This window comes from Bacillus cereus group sp. RP32, assembly GCF_040459735.1.
In the GTDB taxonomy this organism is placed as follows: Bacteria; Bacillota; Bacilli; order Bacillales; family Bacillaceae_G; genus Bacillus_A; species Bacillus_A wiedmannii.
The window spans coordinates 3426904-3445795 of sequence record NZ_JARVHO010000001.1 but is presented as its reverse complement, the minus strand read 5'-3'; the positions used below and the strand labels follow the sequence as shown (position 1 = coordinate 3445795).

Genomic DNA, 18892 nt, shown 5'->3' with positions numbered 1-18892 from the left:
GTTTAAGGAGGAGCTACTTTTGTTAAAAGGAATCAATCATCTTTGTTTTTCAGTATCTAATTTAGAAAACTCTATTACATTTTACGAAAAAGTGCTAGAAGGAGAATTATTAGTTAAAGGGAGAAAACTTGCATATTTTCATATATGTGGGGTATGGATAGCACTAAATGAAGAAACACATATTCCAAGAAATGAGATTCATCAATCTTATACGCATATTGCGTTTTCTGTTGAACAGAAAGACTTTGAACGTTTACTGCAACGATTAGAAGAAAACGATGTTCATATTTTACAAGGAAGAGAACGGGATGTAAGGGATTGTAAGTCTATATATTTTGTTGATCCTGACGGCCACAAATTTGAGTTTCATTCAGGGACATTGCAAGACCGACTTAATTATTATAGGGAAGATAAACCTCATATGACATTTTACTAAGGGGGGAAGAAGTTGCATGCGCTAGTAATTGGTGGGACAGGAATGCTAAAGAGAGTTTCTATGTGGCTTTGTGAGCAAGGATTTCATGTTTCTATTATTGGACGAGATGAAATGAAATTAGAAAATGTTAAGCGAGAGAGTGCTATACCAGAAAATATCGCATGTCTTCCATTAGATTATCATAATGACGACGATGTAAAGCTAGCTATTAAAAGCACAATTGAGCGGAATGGCCCCATAACATTAGTTGTCGCATGGGTACACGCAAGTGCGAAGGATACGTTGTCATTCATTTGTAGAGAAGTGGATTTGTCGTCTGAAACATACAACGTTTTTCATAGTTTAGGTAGTAAAGCGTCGCGTATACCCGCACAAAAAATAGGTGGTACGCGATGTAGCTACCATAAAATAATATTAGGTTTTATATTAGAAGATACATACGGGAGATGGCTTACCCATGAAGAAATATCGGATGGGGTAATAAAAGGAATTGAGAATAAATGTGATGAATGGATTGTAGGACGAGTAGAACCGTGGGAATTGCGGCCAAAATGGTAAGGGGGAATGTGAAATGAAAACAACTGTATATGTAACAAGGCACGGTGAGACGGAATGGAATGTATCGAAACGAATGCAAGGCCGGAAAAATTCTGCTTTAACTGAAAATGGTATGTTACAAGCAAAGCAATTAGGAGACCGAATGAAAGATTTATCTATCCATGCGATCTATAGTAGTCCGAGTGAAAGAACCCTTCATACTGCAGAGTTAATAAAGGGCGAACGTGATATACCGATAATAGCGGATGAGCATTTCTATGAAATTAACATGGGTATATGGGAAGGACAGACAATCGCTGATATAGAAAGAGAATACCCAGATGAAATGCAATTGTTTTGGTATGAGCCACATCTTTTTCGGTCAACATCAGGAGAAAATTTTGAGGTTGTTCATAAAAGGGTAATGGATGGGATACAACTTCTTTTAGAAAAGCATAAAGGAGAAAGTATATTAATTGTTTCCCATGCGGCAGCGGCAAAACTACTTGTAGGACATTTTGCGGGTATTGAAATAGAAAATGTGTGGGATGATCCATTTATGCATAGTGCTAGTCTAAGTATAATAGAATTTGAAGAAGGGAAAGGTGAAGTGAAGCAATTTGCAGATATAAGTCACTTTCAATAAACGTAAAAAAGGCCGCAAAACGGCCTTTTTTTGTAGGCATAAAAACTAGCAATTACGTTTTTTATACCAGAAGTGATCGAATTTCTTGTTTTTGCAAGATGGGAATTTATGTCCGCCTTTGCAATCATTCCATTTCTTTCCGTCATCACACGAATCGTCGCAAGAGCCACCGTGTCCATTCGGGAAGAATTCGCATTTTTTACAGTAACATCGTTTTGTCCAGTAAAATTTCTTTTCAAAGCGTACACATTTTGTAACGAAAGTACAATGCTTTCTGCGAGTACGTTTTGTAACTAAAACGCATTCTTTTCTACGTGTTACTTTCGTAACGAACGTCCATTTTTGAACGCGAACACGAGTACACTTCGTAACAAATGTCCATTTTTTAACATGAGTACATTTTGTAACGAAAGTACAATGTTTCACGCGAGTACATCTTGTTCTTGGACACTTACAATCTTCGCTACACTCTATTTTTGTAGTGCAATCATCATCGCACTCAAAAGTACTTGGATCTTGGTGTAAGAAATCCTCCATCCCAGCACTTTTGATTTCTTCAACCGCTTTTCTAATATCACGTTTCATAGAAATCCTCCTTATCATGTATTAAGTTGAAAAGGTATTCTTTTTCCTTAACATGATATGAGATATGACGTCTTTCTGAACAGGACAAGAGTGTAATTTTATATAAATAGATGATAGCGGATGTATGGACAAGGCAAGGTGCATACATTGAATGAAGAGAACTGAGAAGGGATGAGAAAATATGCTACCTTCATATGATTTTTTTATTCATCCAATGTACTTAGTGGAATTAAAAAAAGACATTTGGTCAGATAGTCCAGTGCCAGCAAAATTAACTTATGGAAAAAAGAAGTATGATATTGATATCGTATACCGGGGGGCTCATATTCGTGAGTTTGAGAAAAAGTCTTATCATGTTATGTTTTATAAACCGAAAAAATTTCAAGGTGCGAAAGAAATTCATTTAAATTCTGAGTTTATGGATCCGTCTCTCATACGAAACAAATTATCTTTAGACTTTTTTCATGATATTGGTGTACTTTCACCAAAATCACAACATGTATTTATAAAAATTAATGGTCAAATTCAAGGTGTATATTTACAGTTAGAATCAGTTGATGAAAACTTTTTGAAAAATAGAGGATTACCGAGTGGTTCTATTTATTATGCAATAGATGATGATGCGAATTTTTCTTTAATGAGTGAGAGAGATAAAGATGTTAAGACTGAGCTCTTTGCGGGTTATGAATTTAAATATTCGAATAAAAATAGTGAAGAACAGCTGAGTGAATTTGTATTTCAAGCGAATGCTTTGTCGAGGGAAGCTTATGAAAAAGAAATTGGAAAATTTTTGCATGTTGATAAATATTTACGATGGTTAGCTGGCGTTATTTTTACACAAAACTTTGATGGTTTCGTTCATAACTATGCACTATATCATAACGATGAAACAAATTTATTTGAAGTGATACCGTGGGATTATGATGCAACTTGGGGGCGAGATGTACAAGGAAGGCCACTTAATCATGAGTATATTCGCATTCAAGGCTATAACACGTTAAGTGCAAGATTGTTAGATATACCTGTATTTAGAAAGCAATACCGAAGTATTTTGGAAGAAATACTAGAAGAACAATTTACCGTTTCGTTTATGATGCCGAAAGTTGAGAGTTTGTGTGAATCGATTCGTCCATATTTACTACAAGATCCATATATGAAAGAAAAATTAGAAACATTTGATCAAGAAGCTGATATGATCGATGAATATATAAATAAAAGAAGAAAGTATATACAAGACCACTTACATGAATTGGATTAATTTTGAAAGAGATTGGAACATTATCAATCTCTTTTTTTGTATAATAAAGATGTATCAACAAAACTGACTTACTATTCACTTAAAAGAGTATGGGGGATGTGGAAACATGACGGTAAAATGGATTGATTGGGTAAAACAAATACAAGCTATAGCCCAAGCGGGTTTAACGTATTCTAAAGATGTGTATGATATAGAGCGTTTCCAACAATTACGGGATATTTCCATTTCGATGATGTCACATTACACAAAGACAGATTGGGAAATAGTAGAGAAGTTATTTGCAAGTGAGACAGGTTATCAAACACCTAAAGTCGATATAAGAGCAGTCGTTTTTCAAAATGAAAAGTTATTATTTGTGAAAGAAAAAAGTGATGGGAAATGGGCATTGCCAGGTGGATGGGCCGATATCGGTCATACGCCAACAGAAGTAGCAGCAAAAGAAGTTTTAGAGGAGACGGGTTATGAAGTAGACGATTTTAAGCTACTCGCTATATTTGATAAAGAAAAACATCAACCATCGCCTTCAGCAACACACGTATATAAAATTTTTATTAGCTGTAAGATTATTGGTGGCGAAAAGAAAACTAGTATTGAAACAGAAGATGTGGAGTTTTTTGGTGAGAATGAATTGCCTAATTTATCGATTGCTAGAAATACAGAAGAGCAAATTAAAGAAATGTTTGCCTACATGAAAGAACCTCAGAAAGAAACATTAATAGATTAATTATGCTTATGCCGATAATATTGTTGGAATGAAGATATTGGCAGAATGCGACCTTTATGTAATAATGGGATGGTATGTGAAGAAAAAAGGAGATAGAAAATAAAATGTTAGCAAGCATAATAGATCAGTTATTACAATTTTTTGCAAGCCTAGGTTACTTTGGAGTAGCGCTAGCTTTAATGATTGAAATTATCCCGAGTGAAATTGTACTTTCGTATGCTGGATTTTTAGTAGCGGATGGTAAAATTAGTTTTGTCGGTGCAGTTATCGCCGGAACTATTGGTGGTACTTTAGCCCAAATCTTTTTATACTGGCTTGGATATTACGGAGGGCGTCCGGTTGTAGAGAAATATGGGAAATATCTACTTATTAATAAACACCATTTAGACATAGCGGAAGGTTGGTTTAAGCGTTACGGAGCAGGAGTAATCTTTTCTGCACGCTTTATCCCAGTAGTACGTCATGCAATCTCTATTCCAGCAGGATTAGCTAAAATGCCGTTAAAACTATTTACACTATATACAGTAGTTGCGATTATTCCATGGTCAATACTATTTATATACTTAGGTGAAAAGCTTGGTGGAAATTGGCGACACATTAAAGAGTATGCATCTGATTACACACATTACATAATTATAGGAGCTGTTCTCTTTGTTGCTCTATACTTCGGTTTAAAGTATTTAAAAAAGAAAAAAGCAGCGCGTTAAAGTCAATGATTTTTCATTGGCTTTTTTATTTGTTTCGGTTCTAAAAAAAAGGAGTTGTCCATAATGTGTAATAATAAAGCGTAGCGGAGGAATGTGATGAAAGGGTCACCGTTTATACGTGGAACGATATTTTTAACGATGGCAACGATGATATCTAAAATGTTAGGATTTATATATGTTATACCATTTACAGCAATGGTTGGTACGAGTGGGTACGTTTTATACACATATGCATATCGTCCCTATACGATTATGCTCAGCATTGCGACGATGGGACTACCACTTGCCGTTTCAAAAATGGTATCAAAATATGATCAACTGAATGATTATCATACGGTTAAGAGAGTGCTAAAGAGCGGTATCTATTTTATGTTAATAATGGGAGTAATCTCATGTTTTACGCTATATATATTAGCTCCACATTTAGCTAAACTTGTAATCGATGGAAATGATCAAACAGGGAATAGTGTAGCAGCGGTCACTACTAATATCCAAATTGTAAGTTTTGCGTTAATACTTGTACCGGTAATGAGTTTATTAAGGGGATTCTTTCAAGGGTTTCAATCGATGGGGCCTTCTGCTTTAAGTGTAGTTGTTGAGCAGTTTTTTCGGGTCTTAACCATTTTAATAGGAAGCTTTGTCGTTTTATATATTTTAAAAGCTTCTATCTCACTAGCAGTTGGTATTTCAACGTTCGGTGCCTTTATGGGAGCGATAGGTGGATTAACTGTTTTAAGTGCGTATTACATAAGAAGGAGAAAGCACTTAAAGAAAAAAGAAATGGCAAGTATTCCGCAAACAACGAAATCTTTTTTCTCGCTTTATAAGGAGCTCTTTACATATTCAATACCGTTTGTTGTGGTTGGTTTAGCAATTCCGTTGTATCAGACGATTGATACATTTACAATTAATAAACTACTTATACAAATAGGGTATATGCAAGGAGAAGCGGAGAAGATAAATGCAATAATTGGTCTTGTTCAGATGGTTGTACTCATCCCAGTTTCCGTTGCGACTGCTTTTAGTATGTCTCTCGTACCTGAGATGACAAAAGCCTATACAGCAGGGAATGTGAAGTTACTGTACAAACATTTTACGAGAACGAATGTATTAGTAGTAGGTATTACGGTACCAGCGGCGATTGGAATGATGGTGTTAGCAAAACCAGTATATACTCTTTTATTTGGTGCCGGAAATGATCCGGAGATGGGGAGAGTTATTTTACAGTATTATGCTCCTGCCTGTATACTATTTTCGCTTTTTACAGTAACAGCTGCGATGTTACAAGGAATTAACCAACAACAGAAAACAGTGCTAGGATTAGTAATTGGCATTATTGTAAAGATAGTTTTAAATATCGTATTGCTTCCGTATTTCGATTATGTAAGTTTTATTATTTCAACATACGCTGGTTATACGATTTCAGTTGGCTTTAACTTGTGGATGCTTTCTAAATATGTTATAAAGGCAACATAAGCTTTTTAAGGCAGAGAGCACTCTGTCTTTTTCTTTGTTTAGAATATTTTTCTTATAAAAACGTTTTCAAAATAATTTTTCTATTGAAATTTAAACGTATGTTTCATATGCTGAGAATGGCGGTTCAAAAACTGTTATGTAAGAGAGGTAGATTCCTACATGTAAAAAGAATCGGGGTGATAGTATGTTAAATATTTATTTAACAGACCGAAACGGAAAACTACAAGAGGTTGAGGAAATGCAAAAGGGTTGCTGGATTAATGTACTTCATCCAACGGAAGAAGAAATTCAATATCTAGTACAAACTTTAAATGTAGACTTAGATTTCATTAAAGACCCTTTAGATGATGAAGAACGCTCTCGTATTGAAAAGGAAGACAATAATACCTTAATAATCGTGGATATTCCAACAGTTAGACATGATGAAGAAGGAAATTCGATTTATGACACGATTCCAATAGGTATGATTGTAATGCCAGATTGTTTTGTGACAATTTGTTTAGAAGAAAACCCAATTTTCGAACGCTTTATTAATCAACGTATTAAAGAATTTTATACGTTTAAAAAGACACGCTTTGCACTTCAGCTCTTATATACGATTTCTACTTATTATTTAAGATACTTAAAGCAAATTAACAGAAAAACAATCGATTTAGAGCATCAATTAAATAAGTCGATGAAAAATAAAGAGATTTTCACATTGCTAGGCCTTGAAAAAAGTTTAGTTTACTTTACAACATCATTAAAGGCGAATAAAATTGTAATTCAAAAATTAATGCGTAACAGTACATTTTTAAAAATGTATGAAGACGATCAAGATTTATTAGAAGATGTATTAATTGAAAATAAACAGGCTATTGAAATGGCGGAAATATATAGTCACATTTTAAGTGGAATGATGAATACTTTTAGCTCCGTTATATCAAATAATTTAAATAGTGTTATGAAACTGTTAACGTCTATTACAATCATTTTATCGTTACCAACGATGGTTTCTAGTTTCTTTGGAATGAACGTAAAGGTTCCGTTTGAAGGGGAAGCACATGGTTTTGTAATTGTACTCATAATATGTGTAACACTATCTTTCACATTAGCGTTTGTTTTTTGGAAGAAACGTTACTTTTAACGAGAAGAAAGCTGCTCTAGCATAGTTATATAACTGCGCTAGAGCAGCTTTTTTGCCATGAAATCGAAAGTTTTGAATAGAATATAACTTATAAAATGTAATGTATATGAAGGAAGTGAATTCCGTATAAGCCTTGTCCAATTCATAAAATGGGGTTAAAATTACATATTGTTAATGAAAAGTTGGAGGAAATACATCATGGAATTGTTTCAATTACCGAAAGCATTCCTGCAAATGAATACAATCTTTATCTCCATATTGATCGAAGCACTTCCTTTTGTGCTCATTGGTGTATTTATTTCAGGATTCATTCAAATGTTTGTGACAGAGGATATGGTAGCAAAATGGATGCCGAAAAACCGTTTTCTGTCTGTTTTAATGGCTACTTTTTTAGGTATGATGTTTCCAGGTTGTGAATGTGGAATCGTTCCGATTGTAAGACGGTTAATCGGAAAAGGGGTTCCACCATATGCCGGGATTGCATTTATGTTAACTGGGCCAATTATTAATCCGGTCGTATTATTTGCAACATACGTTGCCTTTGGAAGTAGTATGCACATGGTATGGTATCGTTCTATCGTAGCGATTATCGTAGCAATTATCGTTGGAATTATATTATCATTTATGTTTAAAGAACATCAATTACGAGATGATCACTTCCCAGAAGTGAATCATAAGCGTCCATTACGTAAAAAAATGTGGGATGTATGTACGCATGCTGTTGAGGAATTTTTCTCGATGGGAAAATATTTAGTATTAGGTGCGTTAATTGCAGCGGCAGTTCAAACGTTCGTACAAACTTCAACACTTCTTGCTATAGGACAAGGGCCGTTCTCTTCACCAGCTGTTATGATGGGACTAGCTTACATTTTATCACTTTGTTCAGAAGCGGATGCGTTTATTGCTTCGTCATTCCAAAGTACATTTTCAACAGCATCACTTGTCGCGTTCCTCGTATATGGACCGATGGTGGATATTAAAAATATGTTTATGATGCTTGCGACATTTAAAACGAAATTTGTAATTGTCGTTACAGTTACAGTTACACTTGTTGTTTATGCAAGCTCACTACTCATTTATGCGATGGGGTGGTAGGTTATGTTTCGAGCGTATATATTATTAGGTTTTACAATCTTAATCGCGCAGCTTCATATTTCCGGTAATATTACGAAGTATATCAATATGAAGTATGCTTATTTATCAACTACAGCAGCCATTATTTTAGGCTTTTTAACAGTAGTTCAAATTATTATCGTTTTTCAAAAAGAACATGAGAAAGAACAAGGAAAACAAGATTGTAGTTGTGATCATAGCCATTGCGGACATGATCATTCAAAAGATGAGAATACATGGTGGAAAAAAGTATTTTCGTACTCATTGTTCTGTTTTCCTATTATATCAGGATTGTTTTTCCCAATTGCAACGTTAGATTCAGATATTGTTAAGGCGAAAGGGTTTCATTTTCCTGTTGCACAAGCAGAAAGTACAGACCCATTTATGAGAAGGCAATTTTTAAGACCGGACACGAGTATTTATTACGGAAAAGAAGGATACCGTGGTGTAATGGAAAAAGGGAAGAAAGAGTTTGTAACGAAAGATAGTGTTACTTTAAATGATGAAAATTTCCTTAAGGGTATGGAAACAATTTATAATTACCCTGGCGAGTTTACTGGGAAAAAATTATCTTTTAAAGGGTTTGTTTTCAAAGATGACTCTTCTCAAAAAGAACAATATTTCTTATTCCGTTTCGGGATTATACACTGTGTAGCGGATTCTGGTGTATATGGTATGTTAGTGAAAAAACCAGAAGGGGTAGAATGGAAAAATGATGATTGGATTCAAGTTGAAGGAGAAATATCAACGGAATTTTATCAGCCATTCCATGCGAATATCCCTGTATTAGAAGTAACGAAATGGAATAAGGTTGAACCGCCAAAAGAACAATATGTATTTAGAGGAGCCGATTGATAACATCGGTTCTTTTTTGTGGACTAAGAGTTCTGAATGTTGTTAATATTAAACGTGTAGTGATAGTAAGCTCATACCGTTCTAGTGTTAATGGGAAATGGAACTCTTACCGAACTTCTTTGCTCCAGCCGAATTTTGTGGTGGGAGTCTTAATGTCTGCAAATAGCGGGTTAAATAATCAAAGAGGTGATAACAATGACTGAAGTAAAAGGGAAAACAGCTAATGAGTCTAGAGTGTTTAAAACGAGCCGAGTATTTCCAACAGATTTAAACGATCATAATACGCTATTTGGTGGGAAGATATTAGCCGAGATGGATATGGTTGCTTCTATTTCAGCAACAAGGCATGCAAGAAAAGAATGTGTCACAGCATCTATGGATTGGGTAGATTTTTTACATCCTGTTCGCTCTTCAGATTGTGTTAGTTATGAATCTTTTGTAATTTGGACGGGTAGAACTTCTATGGAAGTATTTGTGAAGGTAGTAGCAGAAGATTTAATTTCGGGTGAGAAACGTATAGCAGCAACGTCATTTGTTACTTTTGTTGCACTTAGTAAGGAAAATAATCCGGTTCCTGTGCCGCGAGTTATCCCTGAAACAGAAGAAGAGAAAGAATTACATCGCATTGCAGTGTTACGTGCAGAACAACGCCATATACGTAAGGCGGAGAGTAAGAAAGTAGCTACATTATTAACTTTTTGAGTTGAATATGTAGTCGTTAAAGGTACAATAACAAACGGAAATGTTTTTCATATGAAAAGCGGACACCTAAAAATAGGTGTCCGCTTTTATAGTTTTTTCATCCACATATCATATGACGATAACTACTTAGCAGAAGCAAGCAGCACCGACGATGATTAAGAGGATAAATAATACGACTAATAGCGCGAATCCATTACCATGTGCGAAGCCCATTGTTATTTCCTCCTTTTATTTTAAGATACAACATACAATATGCAAATGAGCTATCGTTTGATATGGACATATATCATGTAATGACATATTTTCTTGAATGATAATGTATTAAAAAAGGGAAGATATAGAAATAACAGTAAGTGGAGAAAGGAAAATATCCATGAAACACTTTTTCGCTGTACTCCTTTTTTTAGTAGGTGTATTCATTTGGATGAACATCGATGTGGAAATGGGGAAAAAAATGGCTAGTGAATATGAATTAGGACAAGTTCGATTAGGTGAATTTCAACTATATACGAACGGTGAAGAGTTATATAAGAAATTATTTGAGGATATACGTAATGCAGAAAAGTACGTATATATCCATTTTTATATTGTAGGTAAAGATGAAATAAGCAAAGAGTTTTTGCAGTTACTTGAGAAAAAGGCAACGAGCGGAGTAGAAGTGAAATTGTCAGTCGATCGAATAGGCGGATATAAGCTGAAGAAAAAGATAATTCATCAACTAAAAAGCAATGGTGTCCAGTTTACGTTTAGTAAAAAACCTAAATTGAAACATTTATTCTATTCGTTGCACCAACGGAACCATAGACGCATCGTTACGATAGATGGAAAAGTATCATACGTTGGCGGCTTTAACATTGGAAAGGAGTACCTTGGACAAAATCCGAAATTTGGTCCGTGGCGTGATTATCATGTACGAGTCAAGGGGAATGGTGCCACGGATATGGAAAGAAAATTTGCAACTGACTGGGAAGAAGATACAGGAGAAAAAACGCCTATACATGAAAGTTTACCTGCAATTGGGAATGTGAAATATCAATATTTATTTTCAGATGGAAAAGGTTTATGGGAAAAATATGGAGCACTTTTAAAGCAGGCTAAAACGTCTTTAATTATTGCAACGCCATATTTTGTACCAAGTAAAGAAATGATGAAAGAGTTAAAAGATGCATTAAACCGCGGTGTCAATGTGAAAATTCTCGTACCATTTAAAAGTGATGCAGTATTGTTAAAACAAGCTGCCTATCCGTATTTGAAAGACATGTTACATGCTGGAGCGGAGATTTATCAATATCAGAATGGTTTTTTTCATGGAAAAGTAACAATCATTGATGGGGAAATTGTTGATATTGGTACCGCAAACTTTGATAATAGAAGTTTTTATTTAAATACGGAGTCTAATTGTATTATCTATGATAAGGGAGTAACAGCGGACGTATGGAACCGATTAAAAGAAGACTTTCATAAATCAAAAAGACTTTCAGAAGAAGACTTTGAGAAAATTAGTAAGTGGGATTGGTTTTTAGCAAGAATAGCAAATGTTATAGCATCATATTTATAACATATAGACAAAAGAGAAGGGAGGCATTTTCATGGATTGTATGAAAGAATTAATGAGGTATAGTTATATGCTTATTTATAAGGTTGGGGAGTATACAAGGGAGGTAAGAGACGAAGAATTAAAAGAGCTATTACAGCATCATTTACCATATATGTTGCAAGCGTATAATGAACAAGTGAATTTTCAAGAAGGAGAGAATGTACAGCATATAACTTGTGAACCAATTTCATTTCATTTTCATGAAATGGAAAAGGAAACTGATAGTAAATATACAGGGGATATCCATATTGCAACTTGTTATATTTCGCATTTAAAACGGTTAGCACTAAAGTTCGCTCAAGTGGCAGTTGAAGTTGCAAATCCAGAATTCCGCTCGTTTTTAGAAAATTGCTTCCTGAAAATGAATCGTTATGCCTATAGTGTATGGCAATATGTTGTGAAGAAAGAGTATAAGATTAAACATGTATATGAAAATGAGAAGTTTGCATAAGAAACTAAGGCGGAAAGATAGGCGCCTTAGTTTTTTACTTTTCATGGAGAAAAAAAGACTAGGTGTACATATTTATTATCAGAAAATTTACAAATATTTACCGTTTATTTACTATTTTTCAATCTTTCCTTTAAAAATAGAGAGTAATATGGGGGTTGTACATATTCTATCTAAAGGAGGAAACGCAAATGAACAAATGGGTTAAATCATTAACTGCTATGGCACTTGCAAGTTCTTTATTAATGGTAGGTTGTAGTAAAGGTGAGGACAAGAAGAACGAAGAGGATACAACAACACAACAAGAGGACAAAAAGGATAAAGAAACAAGTGGAACTGAGAAGTCTACGGATTCTAAAGAAAAGAAATAATGTAATAATAGAGCTTCCTCTTATATATGAGGAAGCTTTTTTGTTGTAAATTGATTGAGATTATTGAAAAATAGAGAAAGAATGAAAAAGGGGGAAAACAAATGAAAGTATGTATATTGGGAGCAACAGGTCGAGTAGGTTCAAACATAATTAAATTAGCATTAAAGGATTCAGCTGAAGTGACTGCATTAGCACGTGATGTAAATAAAATAGAAATACAACATGAAAGGTTACGAGTGATAGAAGGTAATGTACTAAATGAAAATGATATAAAGAAAGCAATAGAAGGAAGCGATATAGTAATAAGTGCACTTGGAACGGATCAAAATGGAACGTTAGCGAAGAGTATGCCACAAATTATAAAGCAAATGGAAGAAGAAGGGGTTCATAGAATCATTACAATAGGAACAGCCGGTATTTTACAAGCGAGAACAAATTTAAATTTATATCGTTTTCAATCAACGGAATCAAAAAGGAAGACAACAACCGCAGCAGAAGATCATTTAGCCGCATATAAGTTACTGAGTAGTAGTAATTTATGTTGGACGGTCGTTTGTCCGACGCATTTAATAGACGGTGATGTGACAGGAATATATCGAACTGAAAAAGATGTATTACCAGAAGATGGAGCGAAAATAACAGTTGGTGATACAGCGCAATTTACGTGGAATTTATGTAGTGAAAACCAATATGAGAATAGTCGAGTAGGTATTTCCTATTAAAAAAACCATCCCGAAATTGGGATGGTTAAAAGACGATATAACATACAAATATGAGAATCATAATGATTTGGAGAATGGCTTTCGCTACTGTACTGCTTAAAAAACCAACTACAGTAGCAACTCCTACTAGAAAGGCGTCTTTTGGCGCTTTTTTATGCATGAGTTCTGTAATAAATACCGATAAGAACGGTATGATAATTAAACCGAATGGTGGGAAGAAGAAAGATCCGACAATGATAGAAATCATACCGACACGTTCTCCCCATTTAGAACTCCCGTATTTCTTTAAGAAATATCCATTTGCAATAAAATCAGCAATGAAAATAAATAGTGTGAAAATGACTTGAATAATCCAAAAGGAAGTTGTTAGTTCTCCGCCATTTATACCAAAATGGTAAATTAAATATCCAGCCCAGACAGCAAGGATGCCTGGAATGATAGGATAAATAAAGGCGAGAAATGAAACAATGAAACAGGCAATGATACAGATTGTTAATAATACTGTCACTTTATAACTCCTTCTTCGTGTCTAATTTATGTACCGCAATTTTTTTCACTTGATGTCCATCAAGTTCTAGTGCTTTAAATTGAAAACCGGCAAATTCAATGGAATAACCAGCTTCAATATTTAAATCAACTGCTTGAGAGAGGAGCCAGCCTCCAATTGTATCTAAATCGCTATCATCAATATGCAGGCCAAACATATCATTTACTTCAGAAATGAGCACCTTCCCATCTAAAACAGTAAGCTTCGGCGTACGTTTTTCAATCATAGGTGATTCATCCGCATCAAACTCATCTTGAATTTCTCCAATGATTTCTTCAAGAATATCTTCCATTGTTAAAAGTCCAGCAGTACCACCATATTCATCCATAACGATTGCCATCTGAACGCGATTCTTTTGTAGATGTACTAATGTTTTGCGAATTGGAACAGTTTCAAATACAGTTAGTACTGGATGTATGTAAGATTCAAGTGGTTTATGAATGTCTTTCGTTTGATCGTGAAATACTTCTTTCGTATTGATCATACCGATAATATCATCTTTATCTTTTTCGATGATCGGATAGCGTGTATACTTTTCAGTTGCGACGATATCCATATTCTCTTCTAACGTATTTTCAGTAGATAAGCAAATCATTTCTGTACGAGGGACCATAATTTCTTTCGCGACCCGGTCGTCAAATTCAAAAATATTATTTACATATTTATATTCGGTTTGGTTTATTTCGCCGCTTTTGAAACTTTCACCTAAAATGAGTCGTAGTTCCTCTTCAGAATGGGCAAGTTCATTTTCTTTCGCAGGCTCTAAACCGAGTAGTTTTGTGAAAAAGATTGCCGTACTATTAAGTAGCCAAATGAATGGATACATAATTTTATCAAATAAAATAAGTGGTCGTGCAAACTTAAGTGTAATTGCTTCAGCTTTTTGAATGGCGAAAGACTTTGGAACTAATTCACCTAATACAACATGGAAAAATGTAATAACACTAAAAGCAATAATAAAGGATAAAGTATTCGCCATTGTTCCAGTAATATTAATCTTTTCAAAGAGCGGTCGTAGTAAATGTTCCACAGTCGGTTCACCAAGCCAACCAAGCCCTAAAGAAGTAATCGTAATCCCGAGCTGACAAGCTGATAAATAAACATCTAAATTAGATAGGACACTTCTTGCAGCTAAAGCTTGTTTATTGCCTTCATTTGCAAGTTGGTCAATGCGACTTTTTCGTACTTTTACAACAGCGAATTCTGATGCAACGAAAAAGCCGGAAATAAGGATGAGCACAAAGATGAGAAAAATATTTAATATGTCCAAGTGTGTTCTCTATTCCGTAGTTTGGAATAAAGATGTCACCTCCTGCGATTATGTTATGCTTTTATAATAAATCCAAACGAAAAGAATAGTCAAAGAAAAAGGGTAAATATTGGTATGTTTCTGCAATAGTTTTTGAATTTGCTGTTATTTTGTCCGCTATACAAAAGGAATAACCCCCTACTTTCAGATTATAGAGGGTTATTTCAAATTAAGGTTTTGGAATACTTCTCGTTAAAGCGTATGATTGTTGTTTAACGTGATTTGTCGTCCATAGTGTTTGAAGGAAAGAGAGTATGCAATACGGGATATACAAAAGTAATAAGCTAATTGTAACAATAACAGGTGCATTTCCACCGAATTGAACGACAAATTGCAATAGTCCGCTTGCATGAAAAACGCATTCCATAATAACGAATGAAAGAATAATGGAACCTAGAATAGATTTGTGATTCGAAGTAAGCGCTAAAAACAATGTATCTACAAGGAAAGAAGATTGTTTTATTTCATATTCATTGGTGTTACTTAAGAAAGGAATCCACTTTTTTATTGCTTGCATAACGATAATCATGGAAGTACTACAAACGATGATAAAAGATGAGTAGTAAGGAAGCTTTATCAATTTTGCGATGTATAGGAGTAGTAATAAGACCGAACATTGTAATAATACAGTACAAAAAGAGTACGGTATCCATTTTAATAAATAAGTGAACTTCTTAACCGATTGAGGTGCTTTAAAAAATAAATGGCCGATCCCTAAGCTGATAAAGAATCCAATCGCAAGAGTAAAGGTAAAACGAACAATCGATAAAAAATATATTTCCCATATGTAAGGGAATAACGGTGTTGAATGATTAGAAGTATGAACCATTTGATTTGCTGAGAAAAAGATAGATTCGTGCATCCAATCAATCTTTGGAATTGTCATAGAAGAAAGTTGTGCGAAGTTATGAAAAATGCTTATAAAGCCAGTTATGTATGAGTATTTATGTGTAATGAATAATGCAGGAATAGGACTAATGATAAATATAATGAGAACACCAACGATAAATTTACATATATGTGAGCGCAATAAAGACATGTAACCACCTACTCTTAGAATATTCAGAAAATTCTTATTCTTATTTTAGCTTTTTTCGGCGTAAGTTACAATATATTTTTCTTAAAGAAATTTAGTATTGTAGGGGATATAAGTGAATGAAACGTGAATAAATTATGACAAGAAAATGAATAATTTTCAGAAAAGTAAAATAAATTATTTATTTTTTTCTGAAAATATAATATAGTTATGGCACAGAAAGTATTTTAACATAAGGAGGCTGTTTATGAGGATTAAAGGGAATTATGTGCCGAAAAGGGAAGTTTTATTTTGCTCAAGTTCAATTACGATAGGGGAAGCACTGGAGCATTTAAATAAAACTGGGTATCGTTGTGTACCAGTTTTAGATGAAAAAAAAGAGAAATATTTAGGGAATGTATACAAAGTAGATATTTTAGAATATAAAGGTTCGCTGGAAGAGAGTGTAGTACAATTATTAAATGATAAAGAAGGTTATGTTAGAGAAGATTCTTCGTTCTTTAAAGTATTTTTTACAATAAAAAAATTACCTTATTTATCAGTAGTTGATGAAAATGGAGTCTTTCTTGGAATTTTAACGCATAAAAAGGTTTTCGAGTTATTAGAAGATGCTTGGGGCGTTCATTCTAGTAAATATTCTGTCATGATTGGGACACAAGATTATAATGGGGCCATTCAAAAATTATCGACAGTATTAAAGAAATATACAGGTATCCAAAGTTTAATGACTTTTGATAATGACGCCTTATTAGTTCGGAGAATTATGTTTACATTAGGAGAAGAGTTTAACGACGGTGAATTAGAGACGTTACTGAAAGATTTAGAAGATCACGGATTTAGAGTTGTGTATGTGGAAGAGATGAAAAATCCACGCGAAGTTGAAACGATAGAGTAACATGCAAAAGCCATCTAATTATGTTGGATGGTTTTTGTTATGTTACTTGAATAAAGTTATTTAAAAATAATGATAGGATAAAAGTCGAGATTGTAACAATATTTGTGTAAAAGAATAAAAAATGTAGATAATTTTGATTTTCAAAAAAATCAATTTGAAAATATGTTTTTATTTTTCAACTAAATATGTTACTATATGTGTGATAAAAACAAAGAGGTCTGACAACTATACTCCACGCAATACCACTCTAATGAGTCAAATATTCAAAAAAATCAAAAATTAATAATTAGAGTAAAAATAAGGGGAATGGAGAAATTATGGAGAAAGACACTGCTTTGTAAGGGGCATATTTTATCAGCTTGAGCAGAGAGGAGGATGCATAGCATATTGTGAAAATAGAGATAAACAATGAAAAAGTGCTATGCAAATGAAAAGTATGAAGGGACGTTTAAGGCCAGGTGATACGGTAGCAATCGGTTTAATGTTATTTGCACTATTTTTAGGAGCAGGAAATTTAATTTTCCCACCAGTTTTAGGGCAACAAGCTGGAGAGAATGTTTGGATTGCTACAATTGGATTCCTTGTGACGGGAGTCGGATTACCCCTATTAGCTGTAACGGCTGTCGCGTTTGTAGAGGGGGACTTGAAAGCGCTATCTTCTAGAGTTCACCCAATATTCGCGTTTATTTTCCCATTGATTAGTTATTTAGCAATTGGACCATTTTTCGCGATTCCGCGTACTGGAGCCGTTTCATTTGAAATGGGTATGAAGCCATTTTTATCAGAGGCATTGGTTTCCGAATGGTACATGCTATTTCTTTTCACGATAGTTTTCTTCGGAATAACTTGGTATTTATCATTAAATCCATCTAAATTAGTGGATTGGTTCGGAAAATTTCTTACACCATTGTTAGTATTGATTGTTGCTGTTATTGTTGGAAAGGCAATTATTGATCCAATTGGAGAACCAGCTGCGCCGCTAGCAGCATACAAAGAAAATGCTTTCTTTGGTGGATTTATACAAGGATATTTAACGATGGATGCAATTAGTGCGCTTGTATTTGGAATTGTCGTTGTACAAGTTATCCGTTCTAAAGGAATAAAAGAAAGTAGTCAAGTTGCAAAAATAACAGTAGTATCAGGTATTATTGCAGTACTTGGTTTAACGTTAATTTATTTATCACTTGCTTATCTTGGTTCAACAAGTACATCACTTGGTGTATCAGAGAATGGTGGACTTATTTTAACGAATGTTGTAAATGAGTTATATGGAACAAGTGGTAAAATTTTATTAGGGCTCGTTATTATACTCGCTTGTTTAACAACTTCTGTTGGATTAACATCAGCTTGTGCTGGCTTCTTTACAAACTTATTCCCTAAACTTTCGCATAAAGCGATTGTAACGATGGTATGTGTGTTTAGTTTAATTGTATCTAACCTAGGTTTAACACAATTAATCACAGTTACTTTACCAGTGTTAATGATCATTTATCCAGTTGCAATCGTATTAATCGTACTTTCTTACTTCCATAAATGGATTGGGAAGCGTAATACCATTTATATTGGAGCTATTTTAGGCGCATTGTTAATTAGTTTCTTTAACGGTTTAGAAAGTGCGAACATTAAAATTGACGCGATTTCTAACGTACTACAAATGTTACCATTATATAATGAAGGAATAGGATGGTTAATCCCATCATGTATTGGCGGGATTCTTGGTTTCTTCTTCTATAAATCAAATGAATCAAGTGAACTACAAAAGAAAGGTGCTTAGGCGCCTTTCTTTTTTTAAAGGGGATTTT

22 protein-coding genes are annotated in these 18892 nt (G+C 34.1%); 17 read left to right on the top strand and 5 right to left on the bottom strand.

Going from position 1 to position 18892, the window contains the following annotated elements:
- Positions 1 to 19 precede the first annotated feature (19 nt).
- The 3 genes from fosB to QCI46_RS17725 are packed head-to-tail and all read left to right on the top strand — an operon-like array spanning position 20 to position 1619.
- On the top strand, positions 20 to 436 hold the full coding sequence (fosB, locus tag QCI46_RS17735; protein WP_327960097.1) for a FosBx1 family fosfomycin resistance bacillithiol transferase: 417 nt from the start codon (positions 20 to 22) through the stop codon (positions 434 to 436).
- A gap of 12 nt (positions 437 to 448) precedes the next feature.
- A complete protein-coding gene (locus tag QCI46_RS17730) occupies positions 449 to 994 on the top strand; it encodes a short-chain dehydrogenase (RefSeq protein WP_353841021.1) in 546 nt (181 codons plus the stop codon).
- A 13-nt stretch (positions 995 to 1007) separates the two neighbouring features.
- Positions 1008 to 1619 (top strand): phosphoserine phosphatase 1, encoded by a 612-nt coding sequence (locus tag QCI46_RS17725; RefSeq protein ID WP_353841020.1) that lies wholly within the window; start codon positions 1008 to 1010, stop codon positions 1617 to 1619.
- A gap of 45 nt (positions 1620 to 1664) precedes the next feature.
- Here QCI46_RS17725 and exsB read toward each other — a convergent pair whose 3' ends face one another.
- The gene (gene exsB / locus QCI46_RS17720; protein WP_353841019.1) at positions 1665 to 2204 is read right to left on the bottom strand and encodes an exosporium protein ExsB; all 540 of its coding nucleotides are present in this window, start codon (positions 2202 to 2204) and stop codon (positions 1665 to 1667) included.
- 181 nt (positions 2205 to 2385) lie between these two features.
- Here exsB and cotH point away from each other — a divergent pair, with 181 nt between their 5' ends.
- From cotH to QCI46_RS17680, 8 genes are all read left to right on the top strand, one after another.
- Positions 2386 to 3462, top strand: coding sequence for a spore coat protein CotH (gene cotH / locus QCI46_RS17715; RefSeq protein WP_000937986.1), 1077 nt, complete (start codon positions 2386 to 2388; stop codon positions 3460 to 3462).
- Positions 3463 to 3568: 106 nt separating this feature from the next.
- Positions 3569 to 4186 carry an NUDIX hydrolase N-terminal domain-containing protein gene (locus QCI46_RS17710; protein WP_353841018.1) on the top strand — a complete coding sequence of 206 codons (618 nt, stop codon included), beginning with the start codon at positions 3569 to 3571 and terminating at the stop codon, positions 4184 to 4186.
- A 104-nt stretch (positions 4187 to 4290) separates the two neighbouring features.
- Positions 4291 to 4893: an undecaprenyl phosphate transporter UptA gene (uptA, locus tag QCI46_RS17705; RefSeq protein ID WP_000881203.1), complete on the top strand. Its 603-nt coding sequence runs from the start codon at positions 4291 to 4293 to the stop codon at positions 4891 to 4893.
- 96 nt (positions 4894 to 4989) lie between these two features.
- The gene (locus QCI46_RS17700; RefSeq protein ID WP_353841017.1) at positions 4990 to 6369 is read left to right on the top strand and encodes a putative polysaccharide biosynthesis protein; all 1380 of its coding nucleotides are present in this window, start codon (positions 4990 to 4992) and stop codon (positions 6367 to 6369) included.
- Between the two features lie 184 nt (positions 6370 to 6553).
- Positions 6554 to 7495: a magnesium transporter CorA family protein gene (locus tag QCI46_RS17695; protein WP_000932392.1), complete on the top strand. Its 942-nt coding sequence runs from the start codon at positions 6554 to 6556 to the stop codon at positions 7493 to 7495.
- A gap of 198 nt (positions 7496 to 7693) precedes the next feature.
- Positions 7694 to 8590, top strand: coding sequence for a permease (locus QCI46_RS17690; RefSeq protein WP_000418724.1), 897 nt, complete (start codon positions 7694 to 7696; stop codon positions 8588 to 8590).
- Between the two features lie 3 nt (positions 8591 to 8593).
- Positions 8594 to 9463 carry a TIGR03943 family putative permease subunit gene (locus tag QCI46_RS17685; RefSeq protein WP_353841016.1) on the top strand — a complete coding sequence of 290 codons (870 nt, stop codon included), beginning with the start codon at positions 8594 to 8596 and terminating at the stop codon, positions 9461 to 9463.
- A 195-nt stretch (positions 9464 to 9658) separates the two neighbouring features.
- On the top strand, positions 9659 to 10165 hold the full coding sequence (locus tag QCI46_RS17680; RefSeq protein ID WP_000141167.1) for an acyl-CoA thioesterase: 507 nt from the start codon (positions 9659 to 9661) through the stop codon (positions 10163 to 10165).
- A gap of 126 nt (positions 10166 to 10291) precedes the next feature.
- Here QCI46_RS17680 and QCI46_RS17675 read toward each other — a convergent pair whose 3' ends face one another.
- A complete protein-coding gene (locus QCI46_RS17675) occupies positions 10292 to 10378 on the bottom strand; it encodes a YjcZ family sporulation protein (RefSeq protein WP_000505094.1) in 87 nt (28 codons plus the stop codon).
- A gap of 160 nt (positions 10379 to 10538) precedes the next feature.
- On the opposite strand from QCI46_RS17675, the gene cls reads away from it, so the two are divergent.
- The 4 genes from cls (at position 10539) to QCI46_RS17655 (ending at position 13303) form a co-directional block, all read left to right on the top strand.
- Positions 10539 to 11723 carry a cardiolipin synthase gene (cls, locus tag QCI46_RS17670; RefSeq protein ID WP_353841015.1) on the top strand — a complete coding sequence of 395 codons (1185 nt, stop codon included), beginning with the start codon at positions 10539 to 10541 and terminating at the stop codon, positions 11721 to 11723.
- A 31-nt stretch (positions 11724 to 11754) separates the two neighbouring features.
- Positions 11755 to 12213, top strand: a complete 459-nt coding sequence (locus QCI46_RS17665; protein ID WP_193671693.1) for a spore coat protein — start codon at positions 11755 to 11757, stop codon at positions 12211 to 12213.
- A 188-nt stretch (positions 12214 to 12401) separates the two neighbouring features.
- Positions 12402 to 12581 (top strand): hypothetical protein, encoded by a 180-nt coding sequence (locus QCI46_RS17660; protein WP_098095972.1) that lies wholly within the window; start codon positions 12402 to 12404, stop codon positions 12579 to 12581.
- Positions 12582 to 12682: 101 nt separating this feature from the next.
- The gene (locus tag QCI46_RS17655; RefSeq protein WP_353841014.1) at positions 12683 to 13303 is read left to right on the top strand and encodes an NAD(P)-dependent oxidoreductase; all 621 of its coding nucleotides are present in this window, start codon (positions 12683 to 12685) and stop codon (positions 13301 to 13303) included.
- A gap of 25 nt (positions 13304 to 13328) precedes the next feature.
- Here QCI46_RS17655 and QCI46_RS17650 read toward each other — a convergent pair whose 3' ends face one another.
- From QCI46_RS17650 to QCI46_RS17640, 3 genes are all read right to left on the bottom strand, one after another.
- Complete coding sequence (locus tag QCI46_RS17650) at positions 13329 to 13811, bottom strand: DUF456 domain-containing protein (protein ID WP_197229776.1); 483 nt, start codon at positions 13809 to 13811, stop codon at positions 13329 to 13331.
- A gap of 1 nt (position 13812) precedes the next feature.
- A complete protein-coding gene (locus QCI46_RS17645) occupies positions 13813 to 15120 on the bottom strand; it encodes a hemolysin family protein (protein WP_137050786.1) in 1308 nt (435 codons plus the stop codon).
- 208 nt (positions 15121 to 15328) lie between these two features.
- Positions 15329 to 16198 (bottom strand): hypothetical protein, encoded by an 870-nt coding sequence (locus QCI46_RS17640; protein WP_353841013.1) that lies wholly within the window; start codon positions 16196 to 16198, stop codon positions 15329 to 15331.
- A 244-nt stretch (positions 16199 to 16442) separates the two neighbouring features.
- Between QCI46_RS17640 and cbpA the strand changes: the two genes are divergently transcribed.
- Positions 16443 to 17090 (top strand): cyclic di-AMP binding protein CbpA, encoded by a 648-nt coding sequence (gene cbpA, locus QCI46_RS17635; protein WP_001220512.1) that lies wholly within the window; start codon positions 16443 to 16445, stop codon positions 17088 to 17090.
- Between the two features lie 436 nt (positions 17091 to 17526).
- Entirely contained in the window at positions 17527 to 18864 is a 1338-nt protein-coding gene (gene brnQ4, locus QCI46_RS17630; protein ID WP_395940407.1) for a branched-chain amino acid transport system II carrier protein BrnQ4, read from the top strand.
- The last annotated feature ends 28 nt before the right edge of the window (positions 18865 to 18892 follow it).